This is a genomic window from Hydrocarboniphaga effusa AP103, assembly GCF_000271305.1.
Taxonomy (GTDB): domain Bacteria; phylum Pseudomonadota; class Gammaproteobacteria; order Nevskiales; family Nevskiaceae; genus Hydrocarboniphaga; species Hydrocarboniphaga effusa.
The window spans coordinates 1,090,503-1,103,697 of record NZ_AKGD01000001.1 but is presented as its reverse complement, the minus strand read 5'-3'; the positions used below and the strand labels follow the sequence as shown (position 1 = coordinate 1,103,697).

Here is a 13,195-nt window from a genome sequence, read left to right as displayed (position 1 = left end):
GGCCTCAAGCCTAGACCAGGATCAACGGCCGCGATCCGAAGCGGCTCCGGTCGGGCTCACGAGCGGGTGAAGGGCGATGCGGCCGTATCCCGGGACAGCGGCGCCACACGGGGCCAGCGCGACGAACGATTCACGAAGCCGAAGATGGCATCGGCGGCACGCGCCGACGACGGAATCTCGTGGGCGCCGCCCTGGCCGATGAGGCCGAAGGTCTCGTCGCGGTAGGCTTCCTGCAGGGCGAGAAAATCCGGATGCGAAGCCACTGCAATGTCGAGCGTCGCTTCGAGTGCGGCCACGTCGTCGAGCACCGGGCCCAGGTTCCACTGCTGGTAGCACGCGTCGGCCTGCCAATGCGCTTTCATCGGATTCAGGAACACGCAGGGCCTCGGGCGCACGAGAAATTCGGCGAGCTGGCTGCTGACGTCTCCAAGGTAGACGTCGGCGGCGAGCGTATAGCTCATGTCGGTCGATCGTTCGCTGCCGAGATCGATATGGAAATGCGGCAGCCCGCGGTAACGCTCGATGAACGCCAGATCGGTCCTGCACAAGCCTTCGCGCAGCCGGATGTGGGGCGCGAAGATGAGGTTGTAGCGCGATGAACTGGCGAACGCCTCGAGCACCGCGCGTCCCGCCGCGGTCCATGACGACAGGCCGCAGCGGAAATGCGGGTTGTAGAGCACCGTGATGCGGCCGTTGTCGAAGAACGGCCGTTGATTGCAATTGCGCCGCTTGAGCCAGTCGAACTTGGCGTAGATGCCGGTGCTGTACTGCCCGATACGGATCAGCTTTTTATCCAGCAGCCGGCGCGCGATCTTGTCGCCGGCCATCAGCACGTAGTCGAAATTTTGCGTGCGTGACGCGAAGCCCGAGGCGCGATCACCGGCGCCGTGGCGCGTCCAGACGAACTTGGGGCGTGCAACGAAGCGCTTGAGCCAGAGCGTGGTCTGTTCGGGCGCGACGATGGCGTCGAAGCTTCCCAGATACGCGCGATTGACGAACAGCGCGAGCTGCTTCCACGGCGTCCAGCCGGATTCCATCCGCCAGCGCTCGAGCGCCGGCAGCCGCAGGCGCCTGAAATGCAGCGGGGCCGCCGCGCTGTATTCGCACAGCAGCCGGCGTGCGAACCGCTCCTGCTCTTCGTTGATGAAGCACACATGCACTTCGGCTTCGGGATAGCGATCGGCCAGTTCGGCCGCGATCGGCAATGCATGCGGAATCTGATGAATGTGTCCGATGAACGGAAAGACGAAGCGCATCGCAGGCTCCGTTCAGACCGAGACCGGGGCTTGCGCCGCGACCCGCTGCGGGCGCCAGAGCGCGAGGTAGTGGTCGACGGCGCGATCCACCGAAAAATGCCGGGCGCGGCGCGCGAGTTCGTCGCGATCGACGTCGGCCGCCTTCAGCGTGGTGCGAATCGCCTCGGCCATGGCAAGCACGTCGCCGACCTCGACGAGCGTTCCCCAGCGGCCGTCGCCGAGAATTTCGTCGGGACCGGAAGGGCAACGGGTCGACACGATCGGCAGCCCGGCGGCGAGCGCCTCGACGAGCACGTTGCCGAAGCCCTCCCGACGCGACGACAGCACGAACATCCGGGCGTGGGCGAACCACGGGGCGATGTCGTTCACTCGCCCGGGCAGGGCCACGCTGCCGTTGAGGCCGAGCTCCTTGACGAGCGCCTGCAGTGAGCGCTCCTCCGGCCCGGCGCCCAGGATGACGAGGCGCACCGGCTGCTCGCGCCTGACGATCGCGAACGCGCGCAGCAGGTCGTCGTAGCCTTTCACCGGATGCAGTCGCCCGGCCGACACGATGACCGGACAGCTGCCGTCGCGCAGCCACGGATGCGGTGGCGGACGATCGGCGTTGCGCATGAACGAAGGCAGATACGCAGGGTTGTGGATCACGTGCAGCCGATCCTGCGGAACGCCCCAGTTCCGGACCAGATCGTCGGCCACGCCATGGCTCACGGCGACCACCGAATCGGCACGCTTCCACAGCAGCCTGACCGAGCGCGTGTTGATCCAGAACTGGCGTGCCGATTTCCACTGGGCATCGGCGCTCAGGTGTTCGTGCTGCGTGACCGTGAGCCGCACGCGATCGCCGAACAGCCACTTCAGCAGCGCGCCCCAGTTGTTGTAGCGGTTCAGCGCAGTGACGAGCCGGACCCCGGGGTTCCGATGGAGATAGGCGGCGAGCCGCAGTTTGGCGGCGAGCCCGGTACCGAGTATCACGCGGCCGGCTTTCGGCGAAAGACCGGGCTCGTCGCGAAAGCGCTTGGCGGGCGCCTCGGTCAGCACGTCGACGTGGTGGCCTCGCTCGATCAGCTCGTTGACCAGGCGCAGGGTCCACGGCCGGACTCCACCACTCGACGGCTTGGGCCAGGCCATCAGGCTGCAGTAGAACGCGATGTGGAGGGGCGGCTCGGACGAAGACGGCTTCGGGGACGGCGCTTGCGCTGACAGCATGTTCCGATGGGAAGGCGTGATCGTGGCCCGACTATAGGAACGCGCTTCCAACCCAACCGTGACCAAAACATTACCGATTTGTCATCCGGTCTGGCGTTAGCGCCGCTGGCGGCACTCGCGCTAATGTGCGCCGCCCATGGACCGTGGACCGCAATGCGCATCCTGATCATCGAAGACGAGGACAAGACGGCGTCGTTTCTCGCCAAGGGCCTCGGTGAATCGGGCTATGTCGTCGACCGCACCGGGAACGGCGAACACGGTTTGATGCTCGCGCTCGACATGGTCTACGACCTCGTCATCCTCGACGTGATGCTGCCGAACCTCGACGGCTGGTCGGTGCTCAAGGAACTGCGCGCCCGCGGCCGTCAGGTGCCGGTGCTGTTCCTCACCGCCCGCGACGCGGTCGACGATCGTGTGCGCGGCCTGGAATCCGGCGCCGACGATTACCTGGTCAAGCCGTTCGCGTTCTCCGAAGTGCTCGCGCGCGTGCGCACGCTGCTGCGTCGTCCGCCGATCCAGACCCGCGAGGATTTGCGGATCGCCGACCTGGAGATCGATTTCATGCGCCAGCGGGCCTCGCGCGGCGGCGCCAGGCTCGATCTCACGGCCAAGGAATTCGCCCTGCTGAGCCTGCTGATCCGCAGGAAGGGCGAGGTGCTGTCGCGCCTCTTCATCGCCGAGCAGGTCTGGGACTACAACTTCGACAGCGACGCGAACGTCGTCGACGTGGCCATTCGCCGGCTGCGTCGCAAGCTCGACGATCCTTACGCGCTCAAGCTGATCCACACCGTGCGCGGCTCCGGCTACGTGCTGGAAGATCGAGGCTGATGCGGTGAACGATCCCATGTCCGATGCCTTGCCGGCGCGTGCCAAGCCTTCGATCGCTTCGCGTCTGACGCTCGGTTACACCTTGTGGGCGCTGGTGATCCTGGTCGCGAGTACCACGGTGCTGTACGCCTTGCTCGCGCACGCGCTCGATCGCGAGAACCGCGATCTGGTCAGAACGCTGCTCAGCGTGCTGACCGAAGATGCCGAGGAGGAGGATTCGCACTTTCTGCTGCCGGGCATGCTGTCCGCCAAGCAGCCGTATCAGCTGCGCGTATTCGACGAACACATGCAGCCGCTCGCCGCGAGCACGGCGATGGAATTCATTCCGGTTCCCGAACGCTCGGCGAGGGCCGACACCATTCTCGAATGGGACATTCCGGCCGGCTACTACATGTCGGCCGCCGGCTGGACACGCGATGCGCCGGGTGTTCCGCGTCGCATGGTGCAGGTCGCGGTCGAGGTGTCGGACGATCGGGAGCTGCTGTCGCGCTATCGCATCGGCACCGTGCTGGTGTTGCTGATCGGGCTCGGAGCCTGTGCGCTGACGAGCTTCGTCATCGTGCGTCGCGGGCTGCGTCCGCTGCAGGAGGTCATGGAGACCACCGAACGCATCACCGTGAACCAGTTGCACGAGCGGCTCGTCGCCACGCAGTGGCCCAAGGAGCTCGTCGAGCTGGCGACCTCTTTCAACTTCATGCTCGCGCGCCTGGATCGCGCGTTCCAGCGAGTCTCGCGAGCCTCGTCGACGCTCGCCCACCAGCTGCGCACGCCCGTCAACAACCTGATCGGCGAGGCCGACGTGGCGCTGTCGCGCGCACGCTCCCCCGAGGAATACCGCGCGGTGCTGGAATCCGCGATGGAAGAGTATCTGCGGCTGTCGAAGATCATCGACACCTTGCTGTTCTTCACGCGCATCGACAATCCGCATCACAAGCTCAAGCTCGAGCGCTTCGACGGCCATGCCGAAGTGCAGAAGATCCTCGATTTCTTCGAGCCGCTGGCGCTCGAGGCCGAAGTCGATCTGGTCCACGCCGGCACCGCGCTGGTCACGGCCAACCAGACACTGTTCGGCCAGGCACTCGGCAATCTGGTCAGCAACGCCTTGCAGCACACGCCGCCGGGCGGACGCGTGTCGGTCCAGGTGGAGGACACCGAACAGGCCGCGGTCATCTCGGTCCGCGATTCGGGCCATGGCATCGCCGCGGACGATCTGCCTTACGTCACCGAGCCGTTCTATCGCTCGGAAGGTTCGCGCTCGACACGCAAGGCCGGCATGGGGCTGGGACTTTCGATCGTACGGTCGATCGTCGAATGGCATGACGGACAAGTGAGGATCGAGTCGACCGAAGGCGTCGGCACCACGGTCACGCTGTGGTTTCCGCACGATGCCGAAAAGCCGAACGCCCCTCACCTTCGTCCCTGATGTTTGCCCGGTTCATTCCCTGGAGTCGCTCAACATGAGTTCGCGGCCTGATTCGTCCTCGGTGATCCGCATCTTCGTCGGCTGCGATCCGAACGATTGCGATCTCGAACAGATGATGGTGCTCGAGCATTCGCTGCGCGCGCATGCCTCGCTGCCGATCGAGTTGCACTGGATGCGGCTGTCGCGCGACCCCGAGAGCCTTTGGTATTCGAACCCGGAAACGGGCGCCGGCTGGCGCACCGAACGCTGGGCGACGCCGTTCTCGGGTTTTCGCTGGGCCGTGCCGGCTGCCTGCGGCTATCGCGGACGTGCCCTCTACATGGATGCCGATACGCTCGTGCTGTCGGACATCGCGCGTTTGTGGAATGCGCCGTTGCATGGAGAGGCGATCGCCATCGCGCGTCCGCAGGCCGGTTTTCCGCGCTTTTGCGTGTCGCTGTGGGATTGCGAGCGGGCCGAGCGGCATCTTCCGGATATCGAGCGTCTGCGGGCCGATCCGCAAGCGCACGCGGATTGCCTGCGCTACTTCAAGCAGCATCCCGAGCTGATCGAGCCGATCGATCCGGCGTTCAACAACATCGATGGCGAGAACCAGCCGGTCGAGCGCATCGCGATTTTGCATTACTCCGACATGGGCACGCAGTTCTCGCATCGTCTGGCCGTGCCACGCGTCGCGAGCGAGGGCCGGCGTCACTGGTTCGACGGTGACATCCTGCCGCATCCACGGCAGGACCTGGCCGCGTTGTTCGACCAGCGTTACAAGGACGCCATGGACAGCGGTCGCAGCCTCGATGAGTATCGCGGCGCGAGCCGCTTCGGCGATTTTCCGAAGAAATCCGAACGGCATTACGCCGGCAACCCGATAACGAGATCGACAATGGGGCGCTTATGGAGGCGATGGCGGTTCGGAATCTGAGTGAGCCTGCCGAGGAGCAGGAACCCTCGGCGGCGGCTCCGGTCTGGCTGCTGACCGGCAACCGTCCCGGTGAAGTCTCGCAGCAGCGGGCGCTCGCCGAAGCGATCGGCGTGCCGTTCCAGGAGATCCAGGTCGCCACGCTGGCCGCTGCGGGCGGACGCGCGCGCTTCGATGATTCGGCGCTGCATCCGCCGTGGCCCCGGCTCGCCATCTCGTTCGGCAAGACGCTGCCGATGGCGCTCGCCCTGCGCAAGCTCAGCAAAGGCGTCACCAGGATCGTGCAGCTCGGACGCCCACGTGGCGTGCACCGAAACGAGATCGATCTGATCGTGCCGATGCCGCAGGACGTCATGCGCGATGCGCCGAACGTCCATCGCATCCGCATGCCGTTCAACGGCGTGCGCCGTCATGCGCGAACCGACGAAGTCGAGCGGCGCCTGCTCGCCGCTGGATTCGCGCGGCCGTACTCGACGCTGATCATCGGTGGCCGCACGCGCCAGCACGCCTTCGCCGAGCACGAGATCACCGAACTGGCCGACCGGATCGGCGAGCGCGTGCGCGAGCGTGGCGGCAGCCTGCTCGTGAGCACGAGCCCGCGCACTTCGGCCGAGACGATCGCGTCGTTCCGCCAGCGGCTTCGCGTGCCGGCGCTGATCTACGAATTCGTGCCCGATGATCGTGACAATCCGCTCGGAGCCTACATGCAGCTGGCCGACGAGCTCGTCGTCACGGGCGATTCGGCGTCGATGATCGCCGAGTGCTGGCGCAGCGGCCGCCCGCTGCTCGTGGCGCCGATGCGCACCAGTTTCAGGTATCGGCTCGTTCGCCGCATGCGCTCGCTGGTGCCGTGGCTGGTCGAGCGCGGCCAGGTGCCGGCCAGCGTCGATATCGAGCGCTGGATACTGCAGCTCGAGCGCCAGGGCGATGTCGGCGTGCTCGGGCGTTCGGAGCCTCGGCGTGCGTACGATGCGCAGCGCGACGACGATCTGCAGCGAACCGCGCAGCGGATCCGTTGCCTGCTTTGAGCGCGCGTTGCGCGGCGGGGACGCAGCCGCGATGGGCGTCTGGCCGCTGCCACGATGCGATGCCGGAATTGATCCCGGTCAATGCGCATGCGCCGGTACGCCGCCAGCATCGAGGCCGCCGGATTCGACCCCGGCCATCCCAGCAACCTACTGGGCGCCTCAAAAAAGGCGGGCTGCGGCCCGCCTTTTCTTTCGCCCCGCGAGGAAAGCCACGGCCAATCCCGGTGTTCGCACACCATCGCCATCGCGGCGGCGCTGCTGCCCGCGGTCGAGGACGTGCTCGGCGATGCGGTCGACGAGCGCACGCTGGCCGCCTGGGGAGAGGCCTTGCTGGTTTCTCGCCGACATCCTCAAGGGCCGCGAAGCCGAACTCCACGTACGGCGTGGCTGAGCGCGTTCACGGTGCCAGCGGGTGCTCGCGCAGGAACTGCAGCATCCGCGCCGTCCACTGGTCCGGCCATTCGTTGTGCCCGGCGGTGCCGGTCAGCCGCGCCTTGAGGTTGAACGCCGAGCCGTTGACCTCGGTGCCACAGGCGCGATCGCAGTTCTGCAGGGGCTGCTGCGCGCGGTCGAGCATCTGCGTGCGCGCGTCGGCGGTGCCCGACTGGATCAGCTGCTCCTGCATCGCCTGCATGTTCGGGCAGCTGCCGTAGACGTCGCAATCGCGGTGCAGAAGGAAGACCGGCGCATCGGTGCGCGTCACCGCGAGCTCGCCATCGTCGGCCGCGGCGACCGCGACCGGGCGCTGCGGACAGGCATCGTCGAGGAAGGCATAAGGATTCGGGCCCGAGTATGTCGCGGCCGCCGCGATGCGGGGCCGGTGCTGCACGTATTCCACGGTCATCGACGCGCCGTTGGAATAGCCGACGATGAAGATCCGTCGTCCGTCCACGCGGCCGCTACGGACCACGCGGTCGATGAAGTGATCGATCGCGGCGAAGTCGACGTTGGGCGCGTAGCGCAGGCCCGCGACTTCGCGCGCACTGGCCGCGAACTGCCGGTACCAGACGTCCCAACCGAGCGAAAAGCCGTTCGGCAGCGGATAGAAGTGCGTGGTGAAACGCGGCATCGGCGCCAGCAGCAGGAAGCCGGGCCGCTGCGGATCGCCGCTCAGATCGGCCGTGAGCCGATGATCGACGAGCCCGGTCTTGGCGAGCTGCCCGTCGAGCGGAGCGAACGAGGCCTGCAGGAACACCACGAGCGGCAGCGGATGCGCGCTGCTTGCATCGGGGTGATCGTAAAAGCAGGCCTGGCGCGGCGTGCCGTTGTCGTCCGTGTAGTCCGCGAGCCGGCTGCCGCCCTTGCAGCGCACGAGCGAGTAGCCGGCCCGGGTCATCATGGCGTTGTGCGGTCTCGGCGTGTTGCCGAAGGCACTGCAAGCCTGCGCCTGTGCGGGCGTCGACAGGCTTTGCGCGCACAGCAGCAACGCAGCCGCGAACGCGGCCGCGCCGACGGATGATCGGCTCATCGGTTTCTCCTCCCGGCATTTCTTCGGCACCGCTCTGCGGCGGTGTGGCCGGAAGTCTAAGGCGCGGTGTTTTCGGCACGAGCCGTCCGTTCGGACGGCGCCTTGCCGGTCATCCGATGTGCGGCTTCGGGCAAGGCCGGTCGCGAAACGGGACAGGCGCGATGCGCGCGAAGCCACCAGGCTCCGTTGGTCACGCGCACCCCGTAGAAACCGCTGTAGCCGTCGCTGTACCGGATTTCCTTGCGATCGGGCGCGAACGCCGGGCTCGACAGCGCCGGCGATCGTCCTGGAGGTCGCAGACATCGACGGCTCCAGATGCCCGGACAGGCGCTCGGCGATCGGCTCGATCGGCGGTTGCGCGGGCGAGCGCTTCGGTGGCGCCAATCGAGCGAAGGTTGGCGCATCGCCGGACTTGGCTTACATTCCACCGCGTCGCCGATTCCCGGCACGAAAAAAGGTCAGCGAAGGGACGATATGGCTAAGAAGACGGCAGCAAAGAAGGCAGCACCCGCGAAGAAGAAAGCGACGACCAAGACGGCAGCCAAGGCTGCTGCCGCGCCGAAGACGATCAAGGCGGCGCTCAGCAAGTCCGCGCTCGTCGCGCATCTCGCAGAAGCCAGCGGCGTCGTCGTCAAGGACGTTCGCTCGATCCTGCAGGCGCTCGAGCATGCGGTCGCCGGTTCGGTGAGCAAGAAGGGCGCGCAGTCGTTCACGCTGCCGGGCCTGCTCAAGATCAGCGTCGTGAACGTGCCCGCCAAGCCCCGCCGCAAAGGCATCAATCCGTTCACCAAGGAAGAGCAGTGGTTCGCCGCCAAGCCGGCCACCGTCAAGCTCAAGGTGCGCCCGCTCAAGAAGCTCAAGGATTTCGCCGCCTAAACGCTCCGCGTCGGCTTGCGATGAGAAAGCCCGGGCCCGTCCCGGGCTTTCTTTTTGGCTCTCGCCCGCGGTTCATCATCGGCTCGCTACTCTGCGCGATCGATGGGTGCAGGGAGGACGTCGATGGGCACGACAGAGAGCATGGAGGCGAAAGATTCGCGGTGGCTGGAGGGCGGTGAAGCCGGGGCGCTGATCCGCGATTTCGACTGGGCGAGCACACCACTCGGACAGGCTGCGCACTGGCCGCACAGCCTGCGTACGGCGGTGAACCTCATGCTCAACTCGCGCCATCCGATGTGGATCGGCTGGGGGCCGGAGGCGAGCTTCCTGTACAACGACGCCTACCTGTCGGTGCTCGGCCAGGCCAAGCATCCGTGGGCGCTCGGCCGCCCGGCGGCCGAAGTCTGGGCCGAGATCTGGGACGTTTGCGGGCCGCTGGCCGACAAGGTGTTCCAGCGCGGCGAAGCGAGCTTCGTCGACGACGTGCGCCTGCTGATGTGGCGCGGCGACTTTCTCGAAGAAACCTTCTACTCGTTCTCGTACAGCCCGATCCGCGACGAAAGCGGGCAGGTGGCCGGCCTGTTCTGCCCATCGACCGAAACCACCGACAAGATCCTCAACGCGCGCCGGCTCGCGACGCTGTCGAGCCTGGCCGCCAAGGCCACCGTCGAGGCGACCACGCTCGGCGCCTGCAACACCGCGATGCGCATCGTCGGCGAGAACCCGGACGACATCCCGTTCGCGCTGCTGTACCTGCTCGAGAACGATCGCCTGGTGTTGCAGCGCAGCGTCGGCCTCGATGCGCAGCCGCAGGCGTTTCGTCCGGCCTGCATCGAGCCCGGCGCGGACGCCGATGCCGCGCCGGTCTGGCCGCTGGCCGAGGTGATCGCGCACGGCCAGCCGCTGACCTGCGCGCTTGCGCAGGGGCTGACGGTGATCGGCATCGGCGACCAGCCGGTGCGCGAGGCGATCGTGCTGCCGGTGGCTTCGAGCTCGCAGGACAAGCCCATTGGCGTGCTCGTGGCCGGCATCAGTCCGGCGCGCAGGCTCGATGCCGAGTACCGCACCTTCTTCACGCTGGTGGCCGGGCAGATCGCCACCGCGCTCGTCAATTCGCAGGCCTACGAAACCGAGCGCCGCCGCGCCGAGGCGCTCGCCGAGCTCGATCGCGCCAAGACCCGGTTCTTCTCGAACGTGAGCCATGAGCTGCGCACGCCGCTCACGCTGCTGCTGAGTCCGCTCGACGACGTGCTCGAGGGCGACATCGAGCCCGCGCAGCGCGAGCGCCTGCTGATGGCGCGGCGCAACGCGCACCGGCTGCAGAAGCTCGTCAACACGCTGCTCGATTTCTCGCGCATCGAAGCCGGCCGCACCCAGGCGCTCTACGAGCCCACCGATCTGGCGCTGCTGACCGCGCAGCTCGCGAGCAGCTTCCGCTCCACCGTCGAACGCGCGGGCCTGCGGCTGACGGTCGATTGCGAGCCGCTGGGCGAGCCGGTCTACGTCGATCGCGACATGTGGGAAAAGGTGGTGCTGAATCTGCTGTCGAACGCCTTCAAGTTCACGTTCGACGGCGAGATCCGGCTGACGCTGCGCAACCGCGGATCGGCCGCCGAGCTCGTCGTCAGCGATACCGGCGTCGGCATTCCGGCGGCGGAGATTCCGCGCCTGTTCGAGCGCTTCTTCCGCGTCGAAGGCACGCGCGCGCGCACCCACGAAGGCTCGGGCATCGGCCTGGCGCTGGTGCGCGAGCTCGTCAAGCTGCACGGCGGCAGCATCGAGGTCGACAGCGTCGAGAGCTACGGAAGCACGTTCACGATCCGCCTGCCGACCGGCAGCGCGCATCTGCCGGCCGAGCATCTCGGCGGGCGTCGCGGCGACAGGGCCGACACGGCGGCGCGCGTCGAGACGTTCGTCGACGAAGCGCGGCTGTGGATCGGCGCGCCGCCGGCGCCGGCCGCGCCGGTGCAGGAACAACAGCGGCAGGCCCGACGTGCGCGCGTGCTGCTCGCCGACGACAACGCCGACATGCGCGAGTACGTGCACAGCCTGCTGAGCGCGCAGCACGAGGTGAGCTGCGTGGCCGACGGGCTCGCCGCCTGGCAGGCGCTGCAGGGCGAGCCGCCCGATCTGCTGCTGACCGACGTGATGATGCCGGGGCTCGACGGCTTCGGCCTGCTGCGCCGGGTTCGCGGCGATGCGCGGCTGCGCGAGCTTCCGGTGGTGCTGCTGTCTGCGCGCGCGGGCGAGGAATCGCGCGTCGAAGGACTCAACGCGGGCGCCGACGACTACCTCGTCAAGCCGTTCGCGGCCAAGGAGCTGCTCGCGCGCGTCGAATCGCAGATCACGCTGGCCCGGCTGCGCCGCGAGGCCCGCGTCGAGGCCGAGACGATCAACGAAGTGTCGCGCAGCCTCGTCGAGCTCGACATGCAGGTGCTCGTGCAGAAGATCACCGACGCCGGCACCGAGCTCACCGGCGCGCGCTTCGGCGCGTTCTTCTACAACATGATCGACGAGAACGGCGCCGCGTATCAGCTCTACACGCTGTCGGGCGCACCGCGCGAGGCTTTCGAGAACTTCGGCCATCCGCGGGCGACGCCGGTGTTCGCGCCGACCTTCAACGGCGAGGGCGTGATCCGCAGCGACGACATCACCCAGGATCCGCGCTACGGCCGCTGGGGGCCGCATTTCGGCCAGCCCAAGGGCCATCTGCCGGTGCGCAGCTATCTCGCGGTGCCGGTGGTGTCGCGCAGCGGCACGGTCATCGGCGGCCTGTTCTTCGGCCATCCCGAGCCCGGCGTCTTCGACGAGCGCAGCGAGCGCCTGATCGCCGGCATCGCGGGACAGGCCTCGGCGGCGCTCGACAACGCGCGGATGTTCGACGAGGTGCAGCGCGCCGCCAGGGAGCGCGAGCGCCTGCTGCAGAGCGAGCGCCTGGCGCGCGGCGAGGCCGAGCGGCTCAGCGCGATCAAGGACGAGTTCCTCGCCACGCTGTCGCACGAGCTGCGCACCCCGCTCAACGCCATCCTCGGCTGGGCGCAGATCCTGTCCAGCCGCAACGCCCGCAGCGACGACCTGCAGCGCGGGGCCGAGGCGATCTATCGCAACGCGCGCGCCCAGGCGATGCTGATCGAAGACCTGCTCGACATGAGTCGCATCACTTCGGGCAAGCTCAGGCTCGACGTGCAGACGGTGGTGCCGATGTCGTTCATCGAGGCGGCGACCGAAGCGGTGCGCCCGGCGGCCGATGCCAAGAACATCCGCATCGAGATGATCGTCGATCCGCTCGCCGGCCCGGTGTCGGGCGATGCCGGACGATTGCAGCAAGTGATCTGGAACCTGCTCTCGAACGCCGTCAAGTACACGCCCAAGGGCGGCAAGGTGCAGGTGCTGCTCGAACGCGTCAACTCGCATATCGAGATCAGCGTCGCCGATACCGGCATCGGCATCGAGCCGGAGTTCCTGCCTCACGTGTTCGAGCGCTTCCGCCAGGCCGATGCCTCGACCACGCGCCGCTTCGGCGGCCTGGGCCTGGGCCTTTCGATCGTCAGGCATCTGGTCGAGCTGCACGGCGGCACCGTGCAGGCGCGCAGCGCGGGCGCCGACCAGGGGGCGACCTTCACGGTCTGCCTGCCGCTGTCGGTGCTGCATCGCCCGGCCGAAGCCGAGCGCGTGCATCCGCGCGCGAGCGTGGCCGAGCCGGTGGACGTGCGCGCGGTCGATCTGAGCGGGCTGCGCGTGCTGGTGGTCGACGACGACCGCGATGCGCGCGAGCTCATCGAACACGCGCTCGCCGATTGCGGCGCCGAGGTGCTCAGCGTCGATTCGGGCGCCGAAGCCCTGCGCGTGATCGAAGAGCAGCGGCCGCAGCTGCTGATCAGCGACATCGGCATGCCCGGCATGGACGGCTACGAGCTGCTCAGGCGCGTGCGGGCGATGCCCGAAGTCATGGCCAAGCTGCGTCCGATCGCGCTGACGGCGTTCGCGCGCACCGAGGACCGCACGCGGGCGATGCTCGCGGGCTTCCACATGCATCTGTCCAAGCCGGTGGAGCCGGCCGAGCTCATCGCCACGGTCGCGGCGATGGCCGGCCGCGCGCAGCTCTAGCCCACATTTTTCACAGGTCGCTCGATCCCCTGTGAGCAATGCGGGCTGGCCCGCATTCCAGTCCCCCGAACGGCGATCTGGTACAAGCTG

At 67.6% G+C, this 13,195-nt stretch carries 9 protein-coding genes; 6 read left to right on the top strand and 3 right to left on the bottom strand.

Annotation, left to right across the window (positions count from 1 at the left end; all coding sequences use genetic code 11):
* Positions 1-56 precede the first annotated feature (56 nt).
* Together WQQ_RS04870 and WQQ_RS04865 are read right to left on the bottom strand one after the other, a co-directional pair.
* Positions 57-1,256, bottom strand: coding sequence for a CDP-glycerol glycerophosphotransferase family protein (locus WQQ_RS04870; RefSeq protein ID WP_007183958.1), 1,200 nt, complete (start codon positions 1,254-1,256; stop codon positions 57-59).
* Between the two features lie 12 nt (positions 1,257-1,268).
* Positions 1,269-2,462: a glycosyltransferase gene (locus tag WQQ_RS04865; protein WP_083844427.1), complete on the bottom strand. Its 1,194-nt coding sequence runs from the start codon at positions 2,460-2,462 to the stop codon at positions 1,269-1,271.
* 153 nt (positions 2,463-2,615) lie between these two features.
* On the opposite strand from WQQ_RS04865, the gene WQQ_RS04860 reads away from it, so the two are divergent.
* The 4 genes from WQQ_RS04860 to WQQ_RS04845 are packed head-to-tail and all read left to right on the top strand — an operon-like array spanning position 2,616 to position 6,654.
* Complete coding sequence (locus WQQ_RS04860; protein ID WP_007183956.1) at positions 2,616-3,290, top strand: heavy metal response regulator transcription factor; 675 nt, start codon at positions 2,616-2,618, stop codon at positions 3,288-3,290.
* A gap of 4 nt (positions 3,291-3,294) precedes the next feature.
* Positions 3,295-4,713 carry a heavy metal sensor histidine kinase gene (locus WQQ_RS04855; protein ID WP_007183955.1) on the top strand — a complete coding sequence of 473 codons (1,419 nt, stop codon included), beginning with the start codon at positions 3,295-3,297 and terminating at the stop codon, positions 4,711-4,713.
* A 34-nt stretch (positions 4,714-4,747) separates the two neighbouring features.
* The gene (locus WQQ_RS04850; protein WP_007183954.1) at positions 4,748-5,629 is read left to right on the top strand and encodes a glycosyltransferase family protein; all 882 of its coding nucleotides are present in this window, start codon (positions 4,748-4,750) and stop codon (positions 5,627-5,629) included.
* Positions 5,611-6,654 (top strand): ELM1/GtrOC1 family putative glycosyltransferase, encoded by a 1,044-nt coding sequence (locus WQQ_RS04845; RefSeq protein WP_007183953.1) that lies wholly within the window; start codon positions 5,611-5,613, stop codon positions 6,652-6,654. The genes WQQ_RS04850 and WQQ_RS04845 overlap by 19 nt, the downstream gene beginning before the upstream one ends.
* 397 nt (positions 6,655-7,051) lie before the next feature.
* On the opposite strand, the gene WQQ_RS04835 is transcribed toward WQQ_RS04845, so the two are convergent.
* Positions 7,052-8,122 carry an alpha/beta hydrolase family protein gene (locus tag WQQ_RS04835; RefSeq protein WP_007183952.1) on the bottom strand — a complete coding sequence of 357 codons (1,071 nt, stop codon included), beginning with the start codon at positions 8,120-8,122 and terminating at the stop codon, positions 7,052-7,054.
* A 474-nt stretch (positions 8,123-8,596) separates the two neighbouring features.
* On the opposite strand from WQQ_RS04835, the gene WQQ_RS04825 reads away from it, so the two are divergent.
* Positions 8,597-8,998 (top strand): HU family DNA-binding protein, encoded by a 402-nt coding sequence (locus tag WQQ_RS04825; protein ID WP_007183950.1) that lies wholly within the window; start codon positions 8,597-8,599, stop codon positions 8,996-8,998.
* 123 nt (positions 8,999-9,121) lie between these two features.
* A complete protein-coding gene (locus WQQ_RS04820; RefSeq protein WP_007183949.1) occupies positions 9,122-13,105 on the top strand; it encodes an ATP-binding protein in 3,984 nt (1,327 codons plus the stop codon).
* The last annotated feature ends 90 nt before the right edge of the window (positions 13,106-13,195 follow it).

Bases quoted from the DNA above. Each gene is read 5' to 3' on its own strand.
- WQQ_RS04870 (WP_007183958.1), bottom strand. From the start codon at position 1,256: ATGCGCTTCGTCTTTCCGTTCATCGGACACATTCATCAGATTCCGCAT.
- WQQ_RS04865 (WP_083844427.1), bottom strand. From the start codon at position 2,462: ATGCTGTCAGCGCAAGCGCCGTCCCCGAAGCCGTCTTCGTCCGAGCCG.
- WQQ_RS04860 (WP_007183956.1), top strand. From the start codon at position 2,616: ATGCGCATCCTGATCATCGAAGACGAGGACAAGACGGCGTCGTTTCTC.
- WQQ_RS04850 (WP_007183954.1), top strand. From the start codon at position 4,748: ATGAGTTCGCGGCCTGATTCGTCCTCGGTGATCCGCATCTTCGTCGGC.
- WQQ_RS04845 (WP_007183953.1), top strand. From the start codon at position 5,611: ATGGCGGTTCGGAATCTGAGTGAGCCTGCCGAGGAGCAGGAACCCTCG.
- WQQ_RS04835 (WP_007183952.1), bottom strand. From the start codon at position 8,122: ATGAGCCGATCATCCGTCGGCGCGGCCGCGTTCGCGGCTGCGTTGCTG.
- WQQ_RS04825 (WP_007183950.1), top strand. From the start codon at position 8,597: ATGGCTAAGAAGACGGCAGCAAAGAAGGCAGCACCCGCGAAGAAGAAA.
- WQQ_RS04820 (WP_007183949.1), top strand. From the start codon at position 9,122: ATGGGCACGACAGAGAGCATGGAGGCGAAAGATTCGCGGTGGCTGGAG.